The organism is Mesorhizobium shangrilense, assembly GCF_040537815.1.
GTDB classification, from domain to species: domain Bacteria; phylum Pseudomonadota; class Alphaproteobacteria; order Rhizobiales; family Rhizobiaceae; genus Mesorhizobium; species Mesorhizobium shangrilense.
Genome location: NZ_JBEWSZ010000004.1, coordinates 281,100 through 296,863, shown reverse-complemented (window position 1 = coordinate 296,863; position 15,764 = coordinate 281,100). Strand labels below are relative to the sequence as shown.

Annotated in this window: 15 protein-coding genes; 10 read left to right on the top strand and 5 right to left on the bottom strand. The window is 64.3% G+C overall.

Going from position 1 to position 15,764, the window contains the following annotated elements; genetic code table 11:
• Positions 1-107: 107 nt before the first annotated feature.
• A complete protein-coding gene (locus tag ABVQ20_RS32180; RefSeq protein ID WP_435528469.1) occupies positions 108-497 on the top strand; it encodes an SDR family oxidoreductase in 390 nt (129 codons plus the stop codon).
• Here ABVQ20_RS32180 and ABVQ20_RS32175 read toward each other — a convergent pair.
• From ABVQ20_RS32175 to ABVQ20_RS32165, 3 genes are all read right to left on the bottom strand, one after another.
• Complete coding sequence (locus tag ABVQ20_RS32175) at positions 391-924, bottom strand: GNAT family N-acetyltransferase (protein WP_354463721.1); 534 nt, start codon at positions 922-924, stop codon at positions 391-393. The two genes, ABVQ20_RS32180 and ABVQ20_RS32175, sit on opposite strands and share 107 nt — an antisense overlap.
• A gap of 64 nt (positions 925-988) precedes the next feature.
• Complete coding sequence (locus tag ABVQ20_RS32170; RefSeq protein ID WP_354463720.1) at positions 989-4,111, bottom strand: multidrug efflux RND transporter permease subunit; 3,123 nt, start codon at positions 4,109-4,111, stop codon at positions 989-991.
• Between the two features lie 12 nt (positions 4,112-4,123).
• Positions 4,124-5,299 carry an efflux RND transporter periplasmic adaptor subunit gene (locus tag ABVQ20_RS32165; RefSeq protein ID WP_354463719.1) on the bottom strand — a complete coding sequence of 392 codons (1,176 nt, stop codon included), beginning with the start codon at positions 5,297-5,299 and terminating at the stop codon, positions 4,124-4,126.
• 165 nt (positions 5,300-5,464) lie between these two features.
• Between ABVQ20_RS32165 and ABVQ20_RS32160 the strand changes: the two genes are divergently transcribed.
• Together ABVQ20_RS32160 and ABVQ20_RS32155 are read left to right on the top strand one after the other, a co-directional pair.
• Positions 5,465-6,148, top strand: coding sequence for a response regulator (locus ABVQ20_RS32160; protein WP_354463718.1), 684 nt, complete (start codon positions 5,465-5,467; stop codon positions 6,146-6,148).
• A gap of 4 nt (positions 6,149-6,152) precedes the next feature.
• Positions 6,153-7,235 carry an ATP-binding protein gene (locus tag ABVQ20_RS32155; RefSeq protein WP_354463717.1) on the top strand — a complete coding sequence of 361 codons (1,083 nt, stop codon included), beginning with the start codon at positions 6,153-6,155 and terminating at the stop codon, positions 7,233-7,235.
• Between the two features lie 32 nt (positions 7,236-7,267).
• On the opposite strand, the gene ABVQ20_RS32150 is transcribed toward ABVQ20_RS32155, so the two are convergent.
• Positions 7,268-7,795 (bottom strand): cytochrome b, encoded by a 528-nt coding sequence (locus ABVQ20_RS32150; RefSeq protein ID WP_354463716.1) that lies wholly within the window; start codon positions 7,793-7,795, stop codon positions 7,268-7,270.
• A gap of 672 nt (positions 7,796-8,467) precedes the next feature.
• Here ABVQ20_RS32150 and ABVQ20_RS32145 point away from each other — a divergent pair.
• From ABVQ20_RS32145 to gloA2, 7 genes are all read left to right on the top strand, one after another.
• Positions 8,468-9,328: an FAD binding domain-containing protein gene (locus ABVQ20_RS32145; protein WP_354463715.1), complete on the top strand. Its 861-nt coding sequence runs from the start codon at positions 8,468-8,470 to the stop codon at positions 9,326-9,328.
• Entirely contained in the window at positions 9,328-9,810 is a 483-nt protein-coding gene (locus ABVQ20_RS32140; protein WP_354463714.1) for a (2Fe-2S)-binding protein, read from the top strand. The genes ABVQ20_RS32145 and ABVQ20_RS32140 overlap by 1 nt, the downstream gene beginning before the upstream one ends.
• Positions 9,807-12,071: a xanthine dehydrogenase family protein molybdopterin-binding subunit gene (locus ABVQ20_RS32135; RefSeq protein WP_354463713.1), complete on the top strand. Its 2,265-nt coding sequence runs from the start codon at positions 9,807-9,809 to the stop codon at positions 12,069-12,071. The genes ABVQ20_RS32140 and ABVQ20_RS32135 overlap by 4 nt, the downstream gene beginning before the upstream one ends.
• Before the next feature lie 17 nt (positions 12,072-12,088).
• Positions 12,089-12,334, top strand: coding sequence for a MoaD/ThiS family protein (locus tag ABVQ20_RS32130; RefSeq protein ID WP_354463712.1), 246 nt, complete (start codon positions 12,089-12,091; stop codon positions 12,332-12,334).
• A gap of 147 nt (positions 12,335-12,481) precedes the next feature.
• Positions 12,482-12,670 (top strand): hypothetical protein, encoded by a 189-nt coding sequence (locus tag ABVQ20_RS32125; protein WP_354463711.1) that lies wholly within the window; start codon positions 12,482-12,484, stop codon positions 12,668-12,670.
• Positions 12,667-12,816 (top strand): hypothetical protein, encoded by a 150-nt coding sequence (locus tag ABVQ20_RS32120; RefSeq protein WP_354463710.1) that lies wholly within the window; start codon positions 12,667-12,669, stop codon positions 12,814-12,816. The genes ABVQ20_RS32125 and ABVQ20_RS32120 overlap by 4 nt, the downstream gene beginning before the upstream one ends.
• Before the next feature lie 386 nt (positions 12,817-13,202).
• Entirely contained in the window at positions 13,203-13,586 is a 384-nt protein-coding gene (gloA2, locus tag ABVQ20_RS32115; RefSeq protein WP_354463709.1) for an SMU1112c/YaeR family gloxylase I-like metalloprotein, read from the top strand.
• A 580-nt stretch (positions 13,587-14,166) separates the two neighbouring features.
• On the opposite strand, the gene ABVQ20_RS32110 is transcribed toward gloA2, so the two are convergent.
• On the bottom strand, positions 14,167-15,588 hold the full coding sequence (locus tag ABVQ20_RS32110) for a hypothetical protein (protein ID WP_354463708.1): 1,422 nt from the start codon (positions 15,586-15,588) through the stop codon (positions 14,167-14,169).
• Between the last annotated feature and the right edge of the window lie 176 nt (positions 15,589-15,764).

Sequence of the window (15,764 nt, the reverse complement as noted above, 5' to 3'; positions counted from 1 at the left end):
GCTCCTGGGGTGGCGGCAGCGGCGAAGGCGGCACGGCGGTGCTGATGAACACACCGGGCATCAACAGCCGCGCCACGGCCCAGATGGTGATGAAGGCGATCCTGAAAGTGCTGCCCGATATCGCCGTCGACACGCGGGCGGTTGCCAAAAGGATGATCGCAGCGCGCAAGCCCGGATCACTTATCAATATCTCTTCGCAAATGGCCCATGTCGGCGGCATCGATCGCGCTGTCTACGGTGCGACCAAGCACGCTATGGAAGGCTTTACGAAGTCTATGTCCATCGAATGGGGGCACTACGGTATACGCGTACTGACAAACCTCGTGACCGACGTGGCTTATTTCCTGACATGGACGGCTGAGGTGGCTGGCTCGATTCGATCTCGTCGGATCACATGCGCTTCTCGAAGCGGAACATGCCGACGTCCTCCGGCAGGTCCAGCTCGGCAGAATGTTTCGGGCCTGGGTGGCGTGCGTTGTAGTACTCCACGATGCTGAAGCCGCAGACGTTGACGTAGAAGTGGATGTTGCGCCTCTCGAAATACGGGGTGTGGGTCGTCCAGACCTTGGTGGCGGCGTAGTGCTTCTCGATCACGGTCCACGCCTTGCGGCCGATTCCTCGCCCGATCTCCCCGGCGCGCACGAAGAAGAAGTCGAGCGAATTGCGCTGCGTCGCGGCGTCGATGGACACGACAGCGCCGCCGACCCACCGCCCGTCCTCCAGGATGCGGTACACCACGGCGTTGGGCGCCTCGAAGGACGAGGTCACGTCTGCGTCGGATGGAATCAGTCCGTTGTCGGCCGAACCGAACTCCTCGACGGCGGCGATCGCGAAGGCCTCCCGGAGATCCTTTCGAAAGCGGGGCAGGTCGGCTTCGGTGGCGATGTCGAGCGTGATACGGCTTTCGTTCGGCGTGGTTGTCATCGGAAGTCTCCAGATTTGGGAAGAATCGGCTTGGCGTTTGCGTCCGGGGGGACGCGATGGCGCGTCAGGCCTCGACCGGAGCCGGACTGGCCCGGCTTGCGGCTGGCGGCTTGCGCTCGGCGAGGCGCATGATCAGGGCGAAGAACACCGGTACGAAGACCACGGCAAGCACGGTGGCCGAGATCATGCCGCCGAAGAGGCCGGTGCCCAGAGCGTTCTGCGTTTCGGAACTCGGCCCCTTGGCGACGACCAGGGGCACGATGCCGAGCGTGAAGGCGAGCGATGTCATGACGATGGGGCGCAACCGCAACCGCGCCGCTTCGACGGCCGCCTCGCGCGGGGTCCGCCCCTGGTGGCGCAGCTTGCGGGCGAACTCCACGATCAGCACCGCGTTCTTGGCCGACAGGCCGATCAGCGTGATCAGGCCGACCTTGAAGAACACGTCGTTTTCGAAGCCACGCAGATGCACCGCGACGACAGCGCCCAGGATCCCGAGCGGCACTACCAGCATCACCGAGAGCGGAATGGCCCAACTCTCGTAGAGGGCGGCCAGCACCAGGAATACGACGACGACGGAAAACGCCATCAGAAGCGGCGCCTGCGCGCCCGACTGGCGTTCCTGGAAGGACTGGCCCGTCCATTCCACGGCGAAGCTGGCGGGAAGCTGCGAGGCGATCCGCTCGATCTCGTTCATCGCGTTGCCGCTCGACACGCCGGGCGCGGCATCTCCCGAGATGCTGAGCGAGGGGTAACCGTTGTAGCGGTTGAGCTGCAGCGGGCTGACGGACCATTCCGGCGTCACCACTTCGGACAGCGGGACCATGCCGCCCTTGTCGTTGCGCACATGGAGCTTCAGGACGTCCTCGACCTGCATGCGGTTCCTGGCCTGCGCCTGCAGGATGACTTGCTGGAGACTTCCGGCGCGCGGAAAGTCGTTGACATAGGTCGAGCCCATGGTGGAAGCGAGCACGTCGCTGATGGCCGAGAAGGAGACCCCGAGCGCGCCGGCCTTCTGACGGTCGACGAGCAAGTTCACGCTGGGCCCGTTGGGCAGTCCGTCCACGCGCACATTGCGCAGGAGCTTGCTTTGACCGGCGAGTGCGACCAGCGTCTGCGACGCATCCCGCAGCGCCCCAGCGTCGCGCCCGGCGAGGTCGACGAGGCGAAGCGAGACGCCAGAGGTCGTGCCAAGTTCGTCGATGGCTGGCGGCTTCATGATGGTGACCTCGCCTTCCGTCGCCTCCTGCATTGCCCGTTCGGCAGCCGCGATCTCTGCATCGGTGCTGCCGCTGCGCGCATCCCAGTCGCGCAGCGTCGTGAACGCCATCGCCGCGTTCGGCCCGGAGCCGGAAAAGCCGAAGCCCATGATGGACAGGTTGTTGGCGATGTCGGGGCGCGTCGCGGCGTGGCGGTCGAAGCGCTCCACGAGCGCCCGGGTCCGCTCGGAGGTCGCGTCGGCCGGCAGCGTGAAGGAGGTCATGAACGTCCCCTGGTCCTCGTCAGGCACGAAGGCGGTCGGCAGCATGCCGTAGCCCAGCGCCAGCGCGCCGACGAGAACGCCGTAGACCAGCATGACGCGACTGGCTCGTCCGACGAGCCAGCCGACCCATGTCGCATAGTGTACCGTCAGCCGGTCGAAACTCCGGTTGAACCAGGCGAAGAAGCCCCTGCGCTCTTGATGGCGGGCGACCGGCTTGAGGATCGTGGCGCAGAGCGCGGGCGTAAGGCTGAGCGCCAGGAAGGCCGAGAACAGGATCGAGACCGCGAGCGAGACCGTGAACTGCCGGTAGATTGCGCCGACCGACCCGCCGGCGAGGCCCATCGGCAGGAACACCGCCGTCAGAACCAGCGTGATGCCGACGACCGCACCCGTAATCTCGCGCATAGCGCGGCGGGTGGCCTCGCGCGGCGACAGGGCCTCGGTCGCCATGAGCCGTTCGACGTTTTCCACCACCACGATCGCATCGTCGACGATGATGCCGATCGCCAGCACCATGCCGAACATCGTCAGCACGTTGATCGAGTAACCGATGGTCCACATCACCGCGAAGGTGCCGAGCAGCGCGATCGGCGCGACGATGGCCGGGATCAGCGTGTAGCGGATGTTCTGGAGGAAGAGGAGCATGATCAGGAACACCAGCACCATCGCCTCGGCGAGCGTCTGCACCACCTTCGAGATCGACAGCTTCACGAAGGGCGCGGCGTCGTAGGAGACGGCATAGGCGACGCCGTCTGGCATCGACGGGGCGAGCTCGGCCAGACGCGCCTTCACACCTTCCGAGGTCGAGACGGCGTTCGCGCTGGGCGCGAGCTGGATGGCCGCGGCTGTGGCCGGCTTTCCACCGTCGAAGATGGAGAAGCCCATCGTCTGAGCGCCGATCTCGACCTTGGCCACATCGCCAAGTGTCAGCTTCGAGCCGTCCGGATTGGAGCGCAGGACGATGGCGGCGAACTCCTCGGGTGTCTTCAATTGTCCGTCGAGGTTGAGCGGAACGCTGATCATCTGGCCGGGAACGATGGGCGCCTCACCGAGGCGACCGGGCGCCACCTGGACGTTCTGAGCCTGGATCGCCTGCGTGATCTCCGCCATCGAGACCGAGTAGGAAACGAGCCGGGCCGGGTCGATCCAGACGCGCATCGCCGCCTCCGAGCCGAAGGACTGGACGCGGCCGACGCCGGGCACGCGTTTGAGCTCCGGGGCCAAGCGGCGCACCAGATAGTCCTCCAGCGCCAGGGAATCGGCCTTGCCGCCTTCGGAGCGCAGCGAGACGATCATCAGGAACCCCGACGTGACCCCTTCCACGGTGAGGCCAGCGCGGCGGACACTCTCGGGCAGGCGCTGCTCGACGGCTTTCAGGCGGTTCTGGACATCGATCTGGGCGAGCTCCGGGTCGGTGCCGGGCTTGAGGGTGACGGTTATGCTGGCGTTGCCGGCCGAGTCGGACGACGATTCGAAATAGAGGACATTCTTCACAGCCGTCAGCTCGCGCTCGATCGGCGCGGTGACGCTGTCGTTGATCGTTTGCGGGCTGGCGCCGGTGTAGGTGGTGTAGATGCTGATGCTCGGAGGAGCGATGACCGGAAAGCGCGAGACCGGTAGCTGCGGGATCGAGACGAGACCGGCCAGCACGATGAAGATCGCGATGACCCAGGCGAAGACCGGCCGCTCTATGAAGAAGTGAGGCATCGGGCGGGCTCCTCAGATTTCGCTCTTCGGCGAGGCAGGCTGGTAGGGGACGAGCTCCAGCGGTTGGCCGCCTTCCGTGCGATCCTGGCCCTGCACGACCACGGTCTCGCCGGCTTTCAGCCCCGACAAGATGACGTACTGGCGGTCTACCAATGCTCCCAGCTCGACGTCGCGGCTGCCTGCCGTCTTGTCGTTTCCGATCACCGTGAGTTGCGGCCGTCCCGACGCGTCACGGCGCACGGCCTCTTGCGGCACCGTCAACGCCTTCGCATAGATGGCGCTTGGCACCTTGGCACGCAGATACATGCCGGGCAGCAACTGCCGGTACGGGTTGGGCACCTCCACGCGCATGGCGATACTGCCGGTGCCGGGATCAACCGTACTCTCGGAGTAGAGGACCTTGCCCTGGAATGCGTAGGGCTTTCCGGTGATCGTTAGGATGTCGACCGGAAGGGCGGCGGCATCCTCGCTCCGCCCGCTTTCAAGCATCTCATCCAGCAGTTCCCGACGCATCGAGGGCTGGCGGACATCCAGATAGGCGCGGTCGGTCTGCTGGACGACAGCGAGCGCCGTCGAGGCGGAAGCGAGGCTGCCTTCGGTGGCAAGGGCTTGCCCAATGCGCCCCGCGATTGGGCTTCGGATGGTCGCGTGCGACAGTTCGAGTTCGCGGCGCGTCAGGTTGGCCTTGGCCTCAGCGACATTCGCGCGTGCTTGTGCCAGCGTCGCCGTCGCGTCGCCGAGTGCGGCCGCGCTGGCAGTCCGCGCGGCCGCGAGTGCCTGGACCCGTTCATGCTTGAAGGTCGCGTTGAGGAGATCCGCCTCCGCCCGGGCCAGGACTGCGGAAGCCGCTTCGACGTCGGCGGCGAACGGCGCGGGATCGATCTGGAACAGGGGCTGGTCGGCCGGCACCTCGGAGCCTTCGGTGAAGAGCACCTCCTGGATGATGCCGCTGACCTGGGGGCGTATCTCGGCAGTCCGCAGAGCCGATACGCGTCCCGGCAGCTCGTCATAAACCACCACGCGGCGTGGCTGGACCGTCTGCACGGCGATGCGGACGGGGGCGACCTCGGCTTGCGCCCGCACCGTAGCGCTGTCCGTCTTCGGGCTGTCCGCTCCGTCCGTACAGGCGGAGAGAAACAGCGCCGTGGCGGCGATCAGCGCATGTGTCGGGAGGTGGCGAAGGCGCATCGTCGCGGTCATCCTTTAGGGCGGTCCCTTGCTCAGGGCGGCGTCGCCTCTATCGATCCGCCGGGTTGACGCCGTGTGGAGGTTATGTCGCGACTTGATGGAGAGAGGCCGATAGCGCTCGACGCAAGCCGCGCCTGATGGCATCCCTTGTCGAAGGAGAACGCCATGACAGCCCTCGTTCTGATAGCCGAAGACGACGACGAGATTTCAGCCATCCTGGACGCCTATCTCGTACGGGAGGGGTTTCGGACGGTGCAGGCGCGCGATGGCCGCACGGCCCTCGACTTGCACCTCGCGCTGAAGCCTGACCTCGTCCTTCTCGACGTCACGATGCCCCGTCTCGACGGATGGGAGGTCCTGGCGGAACTGCGGCGCCGGGGGAACACCCCCGCCATCATGATCACCGCGCTCGACAAGGACATCGACCGGCTGCAGGGCCTGCGCATCGGGGCGGACGACTATGTGGTCAAACCCTTCAACCCGATCGAGGTCGTCGCCCGCGCCAAGGCCGTCCTTCGTCGCTCGGGCCTTGCGACCGCGGCGGGCATCCTGCGGGTCGGCGATCTCGCCATCGACCTCGACGCGTATCAGGCAAGCTTCGGCGCCGGCGCCGAGGCAATACGGCTTGCGCTGACGCTGACCGAGTTCCGCATCCTCGCCCACATGGCGCGCAGCCCTGCCAAGGTGTTCACGAGAAGCGAATTGGTGGACGCCTGCCTGCCGGGTTCCGACGCGCTCGACCGCACGGTGGACAGCCATGTCAGCAAGCTGCGCAAGAAGCTTGAACAGGCGGGAGCGATCAGCCTGCTGCCTGGGGTGCGCGGCATAGGGTACCGGCTGTCGGCCTGACACGATGGGTCCGCGCACCGGATTGAGCCGGCAGATCCTCATCGCCATGTCGGCCATTACCGTAGCGGCCGGGCTGCTGGTCTTCTTCGGAACCTATTTCGCCTATACGGTCATCGTCGCCCTTTATCCGATGCCGGAGCAGGACGGCGGGCTTACCTCACTCGATTTCGTGATCGTGGGCGTGCTGATCCTCGTCACCCTGCCGCTCGCGGTCCTGGTTTCCCTGCGTCTCGCACGCCGGATCCTCGAGCCCCTGGAGTCGCTTGCCCTGAATGCACGCCGGATCACGGCAGGCGACCTCACCGCGCGCGCATCGGCCGGCGACCGTGCCCTCGGCGAGACGGCAGCATTGATCGACGATTTCAACACGATGGCGCAACGCCTGCAGGACATGGCCGCCGACATGGCTCTGTGGAACGCCACGATCGCGCACGAGCTACGCACCCCGCTGACCATCCTGAAGGGACGCCTGCAGGGCATGATCGATGGCGTTTTCGAACCGGACGAACGCTCGCTTCAGGGGCTCATCCTGCAGGTGGACGGGTTGGCGCGCCTGGTCGAGGACCTGCGGACGGTGACGCTCGCCGACAGCGGCCATCTGGATCTGCGCATCGAGCCGATTCGCCTCGCGCCGGAAATCGCGCAGATGGCCGAGCTGATGGCGCACGACCTGCGTGCCAGCGGCTTCCACCTGGAGCTCGACCTTGCCGACCTCGTGGTCGATGCGGACGCGACGCGCATCCGCCAAGCCCTGCTGGCTCTCGTCACCAACGCGCGGCGCTATGCGATTCGGGGCACGATAACGATCCGCCTCGCCGAGGCCGACGGCGAAATTCTGCTGGGCGTCGCCGATGAGGGACCAGGACTCTCACCGGAGACGGCGACCCGCGTCTTCTACCCGTTCGTCCGCGGCGATCAGATCCGCTCACGGGAGCTAGGCGGCAACGGGCTCGGTCTGTCGGTCGTGCGCGCGATCGTGGAGGCGCATGGCGGACGTCTTCGCTATCGTGACGCGCCTGAGGGTGGCGCGCTGTTCGAGATGATCTTTGTGAAGACGAGCCGTTCTGCTCCCGCACACGACGCATAGCAGGAGCGCTGCGGCCGGCGTCGCCGCGCATTTCAAAGCATTCGCGGGAGAACGTCGGTCTCGCCGCCCTTGTCCTGCAGCCGATGCTTCATGATGCCCGCTATGTGCAGAACGACGCAGGCCAGCAAGAGATAGGCGCAGTACTTGTGCAGCGCCTGAAACACCGCGAATGCCGCATCGTTCTTCGGCAGGAGCTCCGGAACATGCGAGAGGAAGAAAAACGGCACGCTGTCGCCCCCAATGATGCTGCTCGACATGGCGTAGCCCAGCAGTGGCGTGAGTAGCGTCAAAGCGATGATCAGCCGGTGGATTGCGTGAGAAAGCCATTTCTCCCAAGGCTTCAGGGCCTCCGGCGCATGCAGCAGCACGGCATGGTAACGCCAGCGCAGGGTCAGATGCACCAACGCCAGCAGCCAGACCAAGATCCCGAATTGCTTGTGGTTGGGATACAAGATGCCGGCGGTTGGATCGTCTTCGGCGCGCCCAGTCATGTACCAGCCGCACGCGATCAACCCCAGAATCAGAACTGCCCGCAGCCAGTGCAGGATGCGGATCGGCACCGGATATTTGACGCCGCGGCGTCTTCGAAACATTTCGCTCATGCCGCCATCCTTGTTTCGGCCGGCTCGCTGCCGACATCGGTTTCGGCGCGACAGTATCCTTCGAGCGTCGCAGTTTTGTGCAGCTTGTATGGAGGTCGCGTGGATTGCACCCGCTCTCGGTCCCAAAGGGAAACGCTTCCGGTTGATTCAGAATCGGTTTGCCGCCGCCCAACCGTTCGGCTGGTATAAAGCGGGCGATACAGCGCCTGCTTTGTACGCTCTTCGCCGGGCCAGTCCACTTTGGTCGGCCCTGGGCATATCGCGCGATACGGAACGCCAGCATGCTCCCATAGAATTCCGGCATCATCCCGTTGAACGCAGCTTCGCCGAGCGGTTCTGCGGGTGACAGCCGTTTAGAGAAATAGGTTAGTTCAGGTCGATAGACGCATGGTGCCTGAACGTCCGCTCCTGACATTCCGAGCCTCGAAGTCGCAAGTCCGCTCACGGCCCCCTCGCAGCCATTCAGCAGGCTGCGCGAAAGCCAGAATTCCGGGGCAATTTCCGTTTCGAACTGTGCACGGCACTGCAGATTGGGCGCCTGGCCCAATCGCCTCGGCCGAGCAACCGGATGGTCTTTATGAGGTGATTGTTTATAACGGTCGGCGAGACCGCCATGATCAAGGGGAGACGATGCGCTACATACGTCCGCTTTCAATCGAAGATGCCGTTGGCCTGCTTGCGGGGTCGGCCGGCACGGCCGCCATTCTCGCCGGGGGCAGCGACCTCCTGGTCAGGATGAAGGGCGGCTTTGTCGAACCAGACCTGATCGTCGACATCAAGGCGATCGAAGGCTTGAGCCAGATCCGGGAGACGGCCGACGGCTTCAGCATTGGTGCCGCGGTCCCCTGCGCCGTGCTGGGCGAGAACGCGGCCCTGAGGAAAGCATGGCCCGGCGTCGTGGAAGCGGCCAAGCTGATCGGCTCGAAGCAAGTGCAGGGACGCTGCACCATAACAGGCAATCTCTGCAACGCCTCACCTGCCGCCGACAGCGTCCCGGCGCTGGTCGCGGCCGGCGCCAGGGCCTTGATTGCTGGGCCGGCGGGCAAGCGCACGATTGTCGTGGAGAGCGTGCCGACCGGGCCGGGCAAGACGTCGCTCGCCAAGGGCGAGATCATCGAGGCGATCCTGCTCGACAGCCAAGCGCCGCGTTCGGGCGATGCCTATCTGCGGTTCATTCCGCGCACCGAGATGGACATCGCCGTGGTCAGCGCCGGCGTGAACCTGACGCTCGACGAGCATGGTGTCGTCACAGCCGCCCGCGTGGCGCTGGGGGCGGCAGCACCCACCGTGCTTCTGGTCGAGGAGGCCGCCGAGGCCCTTATCGGCAGGAAGCTGGACGAAGCAGCGCTCGAGCGCCTCGCCAAGGTCTGCTCCGGCGCCTGCCGCCCCATCGACGACAAGCGGGGCACCATCGAGTTCAGACGGAAGGTTGCGGGCGTGCTGGCCAAACGGGCCGCAACGACCGCCTATGCACGTGCAGGAGGCAAATGATGGCTGGTATAGCGGTTTCCACGACAATCAACGGCGACACCATCGAATATCTCTGCCAGCCTGACGAGACGCTGCTCGACGTGCTGCGGGATCGCCTGGGGCTGACGGGAGCCAAGGAGGGCTGCGGCACCGGCGACTGCGGCGCCTGCAGCATCATCCTCGACGACCGGCTGGTCTGCTCGTGCCTGGTGCTCGGCGCGGAAGCCGAAGGCCGGCGCGTCGAGACCGTCGAGGGCATGGCGCATGGCGAAAGGCTGCATCCGCTGCAGCAGAAATTCCTCGAGCACGCGGCCCTGCAATGCGGCATCTGCACGCCGGGCTTCCTAATCGCGGCCAAGGACCTTCTGGCCAAGAACCCCGACCCGACCGAGGAGGAAATCCGCTTCGGCCTCGCGGGAAACCTGTGCCGCTGCACCGGCTATGACAAGATCGTGCGCGCGGTCCAGGACGCCGCACATGTGATGAAGGGAGCGCACGCATGAATTTCGATCCGCGTTATTCGGCTCGCAACTTCGCATCGGTCGGCACGCGCCCGATCCGTCCCGACGGCGTCGACAAGGTGACCGGCCGCGCCCGCTACGGCGCCGACTTCAACATGGCCGGCCAGCTGGTCGGGCGGATCTTAAGAAGCCCGCACGCGCATGCGATCATCCGGAAGATCGATACCTCGAAAGCGGAAAAGCTTTCGGGCGTGAAGGCGGTGATCACGGCCAAGGACCTGCCCGACCTCACCGCTGGCGATGCCGCCATGTACGACATCCTCGACAATTGCATGGCGCGCAGCAAGGCGCTCTATGACGGCCATGCGGTGGCCGCGGTCGCCGCTGTCGACGCCCGCACGGCTAGGCAGGCGCTGAAGCTGATCGAGGTCGACTACGAGCTGTTGCCGCATGTCACCGATGTCGACGAGGCGATGAAGCACTCCGCACCGCTCATCAACGACGCCATCTTCACCGAAGGCCTCGAGGAAAAGCCGGTAAAACCGTCCAACGTCACCAAGCGCAGCCAGTTCGGCCATGGCGATGTCCATCAGGGTTTCGGCCTCGCCGACTTCATCGTCGAGCGCTCCTTCAGGACCGAGCAGACGCACCAAGGCTATATCGAGCCGCATGCCTGCGTGGCGAGCGTCTCGTCCGACGGCACCGCGGATCTGTGGGTCTGCACGCAGGGCCATTTCGTCTATCGCCAGCACTGTGCGCAACTGCTCGGCATGGAAGCCTCGAAGCTGCGCGTCACCTCGTCCGAGATCGGTGGCGGCTTCGGTGGCAAGACCCATGTTTGGGCCGAGCCGGTGGCACTGGCGCTGTCGCGCAAGGCGGGACGGCCGGTGAAGCTGGTGATGACGCGCGACGAGGTTTTTCGCGCCTCGGGCCCGACCAGCGCCACCTCGATCGACGTGAAAATCGGCGCCCGCAAGGATGGCACCATCACTGCTGCCGAGGCGACGCTGCGCTACACCAGCGGCCCCTACGCCGGCTCCTGGGCCGAGGTCGGCGCCATGACGGCGTTCGCCTGCTACAGGCTGGAGAACGTCAAGACGGTCGGCTACGAAGTGCTGGTCAACCGGCCGAAGACGGCGGCCTATCGCGCGCCCTCGGCGCCGATGGCGGCGTTCGCGGTGGAAAGTGCTGTCGACGAGCTGGCCAAGGAGATCGGCATGGACCCGGTCGAGTTCCGCATCAGGAACGCCGCCCAGGAAGGCACCAGATCGTCCTATGGCCCGGTCTATGGGCCGATCGGCATCGGACCGACGCTGGAGGCTGCGAAGAATCATCCGCACATGAAGGCGCCGCTCAAGAAAAACCAGGGGCGCGGCATGGCCTGTGGCTTCTGGTTCAATTTCGGCGGCCAGACCTGCACCGACTTGAACATCGGCATGGACGGCTCGGTCTCGCTTGCCGTCGGCACTGTTGATGTCGGTGGTTCTCGCGCGTCACTGTCGCTGGTGGCGGCGGAGGAGCTCGGCATCGACTACTCGCAGGTCAAGGCCATCGTCGCCGACACGTCAAGCCTGGGTTACAACGACATGACCGACGGCAGCCGCGGCACCTTCTCGTCCTCGATGGCAACGATCTCGGCCGCCCGCAACGCGATCAAGATCCTGCGCGAGCGTGCCGCGCAGATGTGGGACATTCCCGTCGACGATGTGGTCTGGGAAAAGGGCCACGCGCTCGCCAAGGGCGAGAGGTACGGCAACCTGGCAGCACTGTCGCTGAAGGAGATCGCGGTCGAGTCGGGGAAGACCGGCGGACCGATCGCGGGCCACAGCGAGCTCGTCGCCGATGGCGCGGGCGTCTCCTTCGCCACACATATCTGCGACATCGAGGTCGACCCCGAAACCGGCGCCACCCGGGTCATCCGCTATACGGTGGTGCAGGATGCCGGCAAGGCGGTGCACCCGACCTATGTGGAGGGACAGTACCAGGGCGGTGCCGCGCAAGGCATCGGCTGGGCGCTCAACGAGGAGTATATCTACGGCAAGGACGGGCGGCTGCAGAACGCCGGTTTCCTCGACTACCGCATCCCGGTCTGCTCGGACCTGCCGATGATCGACACGCAGATCCTCGAAATCCCCAACCCCAACCATCCCTATGGGGTGCGCGGCGTCGGCGAGACCTCGATCGTGCCGCCGCTGGCGGCGATCGCCAATGCGGTGTCGAACGCAGCCGGCGTGCGCATGACCCACATCCCGATGTCGCCGCCGCGCATCCTGGCGGCGATCGAGGCGGAACGGGGAGGCTAGGGCAGGGGTTCGCGCTGATGGTCGAAGTCACGCTCTGGGGCGCGCTCGGCCAGCTCGCCGGTGGCAAGAGCAAGGTCGAGATCGAGGCCAAGGACATCAGGGAGTTGTTCAGGAAGCTGGCTGAACAGTATCCCGGACTCGAACCCTTGATCGACCGCGGCATCGCCGTCGCCATCGACGGGACGATCTATCGCGACACCTGGTCAAAGGAATTGCCAAAAGGCGCCGAAATTTTCCTGCTTCCGCGCCTTGCCGGGGGATAGTCGGACAAGCATCTCGCCGTCATCGACGGCAATGCCCGGCACTCAACGGCCTCAATGGTGGCGGCTGAATGGCTGCTATGCCAGTCGGATGCGTGAAGGCGGAACGTCTGCTTCCGGCCCAAATGCGGCCGGACAGCAAAGCGCCGCATGGCGGTCGTCGAACGGGTCACGGCGGCACGAAGAGCGGACATTCGATTCGCCGGCAACAGCCACGGCATCGACCTGTGGAGCCGCAACCCGCCGCTGTCGAACCTCCGTCAGGTCCCGTTGTCGCTCCCCGTCAACCTGCCTTGGCTCCCGCGTCTGCTGCTTCGGCAATCATGGATCCATCCGTGACGATCACTCCCCCAGCGAAGGGCGTTCCAACAAAGTACGCCGCCTTTTCGGGCATGTGGGCTGGACGATTGGAGGGCACCTATGTGGCCAAAGTCGCCGTGCAGACGATTTCTCCAAACGGCAAGGTGACGGTCACCTTTGCGTGAGGCAATCTGGGCGACAACAATCCGGGAGAGGCCGCCGTTGAAGGAAGAATTGTTGGGACTACATTGAAGCTCGGGCGCCTGCCGAATGGCGCGGACATCAGTTTGATATTGTCTAATGGGACGCTGGCCGGAACCTATATGCTCGCCGGCCAGGCCTACACGGGCGCGTTCACCAAGCAATGATCAAGGAAGGATCTGATTGTTCGCGCTTTTGAGGGTTTTCATCCGCATGATCGCACTCCACTGGCGGCAAGATCATGCCGCCGATTGGGCGCAGATGAGATCAGTAAGGACGAGGCGACCCTCGCGAATGGCGACATCAACAAAGTGCCGCCTACCCGATGGTGACCTTGGCCTCAAATCCCAACGTGGCTAGAGTTCGTGGCATGCTGAACGCCATTCATCACGTCGCGCTCATCTGCACCGACTACGACCGGTCGCGACGGTTCTACGTCGAACTCCTCGGCCTCGATCTGATCAGGGAGGTCTATCGGGAGGAGCGGCAGTCATGGAAGGCGGATCTGCGGATCGGATCCGTCCAGCTGGAATTGTTCTCGTTCCCTGCACCAGCGATCCGGCCGTCCCATCCAGAGGCTACAGGCCTGAGGCATTTGGCGTTTGCCGTGACGAACCTTGATCCCGCAATTATGCGCCTGGAAGCCGCCGGCGTTGCGGTCGAGCCAATCCGGATCGACCCATATACAGACCAACGGTTTACCTTTTTCCGCGACCCAGATGGATTGCCGCTGGAACTCTACGAAGCCCCATAAGGAACGGCTTGTCGCTTTCGCGACCACGTCATCGGAGGTGGGAACGGCAGCCGATAGATGTAATCCGCCAACTCGGTTCGTCATCGGCTCCTTGCCGCTGGCCGGGAGGCCGACCGCTCGGCGCCTCATTCTCGAGTGAAGCAAACCTAGCCGCATCTAAGGACAGACATAGGTGGAGAAATGGGATCCAACAGGAAAGGCTCGCGATCGAGTTCGATGTGGCCGTCATCTGCGGACCACGGGCGCGGAAGTTTCCGCGCGTCGATCACGCGAACCCTATCCCAATCGGCGTCAATTTCCCCCGCAGCCATCACCGGAAGGCGCGGCCGAGCGTGGCCTAGACACGAACCACTTCATGGCGTTCCGCGCGCGAGCAGCTTGAAGCCTATTCGTCCCTAACTTGGGAGGATGTGAGGGCTGTTGCGGTCGCTGGCGAGCGAGACGCCTTCACCGTGACAACGGCCAAAGGCCAGACTCACCAGGGGCGTCAAGTACGCACGCGGCGATTTCTGTTGATGCGGTAGGTCGAGAAGTTCGCCGCGAGCTATGCCGCTCAGGCACTTTCGTGCGCAGCTGCCTTTTAGCCCGCGGCGAGCCTGACCTGCGGGCTGAAGATGTTAGTCTTCACCAACCATCCTTGAAGTTGGAGTTTGCGCCTTGTCATCGCGGAGGCATTTGCTGATATCCAGATTTCCTTCCTGACCCGCGAATTGCTGCTGCTCGCCAGCGCTGTGCTGAGCTTCGAGATCTGAGTCGCGTTCTCTGATGTCCAGGCGAGATCGTCGGCTGTGAACAGAGCAACTCTTCTGTTCGCGCCGACCGAAATGACCGGAATGCATTCGACGATTTCTATGCCACTGACACGTTCGTTGCCAAAGGGACGCGTCGAGAGATAGGCAAGCGTCTGCATGGCCGTGAACGCGCCAACTCTTGTTTCGCTCGAAGCGACGAAGGAGGCGAGCGTGCCGAGGCCCGATGTGCCCGCCATGCTGCTCAGAAAACCCACCGTCCGTGTCTTTTCGGTCGGCGTGAGTTTGTCGCTCAGCAGCAATCGTTTGGTTGTGTCCGCCGGGATGTTCAGCTTTTCCAGGCGCTCGCGGTTGATCGCCGCCGTTTCATCCGGCGACATGTCGAGCGTTCGCGACGTGAGTGAATCGAGCGTTCCGAGGCCCGAAATGACGGTGCCCGCTACGCCGGGAACGAAACCCAGTCCACGGTTGACGCCGAAGGACCCAGCGGCCGAATAGGATGCAACCTTGTCGAGTTCGCTAGAGAGTGGAATGAAATGAGTATAGGGATCGACGTGCAGCGCCTCGGCCAGACGCCGCTTCTCTTTCGGCCTGTCGACAAACTTCTCAAGCAAGCTCTCGTTCTCGCGCTCCGGCTGTCGCCTCTCTGGCCTGCCGAACGTGGTGACAAACTCGCCAGCCTTGGAGAGGCCGCGCCGAACCGAGCTCACCCGCCGGGTGACGTTTCTGTATGTTCCCTGTGCGCCGCCGATCGGATCCGTCACCGTATTGACGACGCCTCGGATTGGGCTGAGGACTGCGTTGCCGGCGCCGTGCACGAATTCCCCTGACAAAGAATGTTTCTTGAGCGCGTCCAGGGCGACGAGCTCCTGAACGTGATTGCGCGCGAGATCATCGCCGGTCACCGGGTAGGTGCCGAACTCTGTGGTAAAGACGTAAGTGCTATATCTTCCGTCGCTTCCGACGTTGCTTTCTACCGTGTAACCGGGGCCTTTCTGGAGCGTCCCCAGAACGGCGGTTACGAGCTTGGCTCGCGGTTGTTCGCGCTGACCTGTCGTCCTGCCGGATGGAGGTGCAGCGGCCGCCGATGTCACCGAGGCATAGTCGAAGATCTGGCCAGGAGCGTTGCTGTGAGCACAGCCTGCGAGAAGCGTGAGCAGCGCGACCGATCCGACGCTGCCAATCCTGACACGCGCTGCGGACGCGGATGGGCGAGGGCAATCATAGTTGCCCGAGGACACGAGTTTGGACATGTGATGATCCCGTTTTTTCGATGCTAGTTGAAGGCGCGCAAAGTCACGACGTGACTGGGCCGGTTACCTGAGCTCAAGGAATTCTCGACAAGGCGGCGGTAGCTGTTCGCGTTGAGCGGTCGAGACGCCGAAGGTGGGTAAAGTGTGCTGGCGGGACAGCCATTTTGACCCCGCAA

Bases quoted from the DNA above. Each gene is read 5' to 3' on its own strand.
- ABVQ20_RS32155 (WP_354463717.1), top strand. From the start codon at position 6,153: ATGGGTCCGCGCACCGGATTGAGCCGGCAGATCCTCATCGCCATGTCG.
- ABVQ20_RS32175 (WP_354463721.1), bottom strand. From the start codon at position 924: ATGACAACCACGCCGAACGAAAGCCGTATCACGCTCGACATCGCCACC.
- ABVQ20_RS32125 (WP_354463711.1), top strand. From the start codon at position 12,482: ATGGCGGTCGTCGAACGGGTCACGGCGGCACGAAGAGCGGACATTCGA.
- ABVQ20_RS32145 (WP_354463715.1), top strand. From the start codon at position 8,468: ATGCGCTACATACGTCCGCTTTCAATCGAAGATGCCGTTGGCCTGCTT.
- ABVQ20_RS32135 (WP_354463713.1), top strand. From the start codon at position 9,807: ATGAATTTCGATCCGCGTTATTCGGCTCGCAACTTCGCATCGGTCGGC.
- ABVQ20_RS32110 (WP_354463708.1), bottom strand. From the start codon at position 15,588: ATGTCCAAACTCGTGTCCTCGGGCAACTATGATTGCCCTCGCCCATCC.
- ABVQ20_RS32130 (WP_354463712.1), top strand. From the start codon at position 12,089: ATGGTCGAAGTCACGCTCTGGGGCGCGCTCGGCCAGCTCGCCGGTGGC.
- gloA2 (WP_354463709.1), top strand. From the start codon at position 13,203: ATGCTGAACGCCATTCATCACGTCGCGCTCATCTGCACCGACTACGAC.
- ABVQ20_RS32170 (WP_354463720.1), bottom strand. From the start codon at position 4,111: ATGCCTCACTTCTTCATAGAGCGGCCGGTCTTCGCCTGGGTCATCGCG.
- ABVQ20_RS32140 (WP_354463714.1), top strand. From the start codon at position 9,328: ATGGCTGGTATAGCGGTTTCCACGACAATCAACGGCGACACCATCGAA.
- ABVQ20_RS32160 (WP_354463718.1), top strand. From the start codon at position 5,465: ATGACAGCCCTCGTTCTGATAGCCGAAGACGACGACGAGATTTCAGCC.
- ABVQ20_RS32165 (WP_354463719.1), bottom strand. From the start codon at position 5,299: ATGCGCCTTCGCCACCTCCCGACACATGCGCTGATCGCCGCCACGGCG.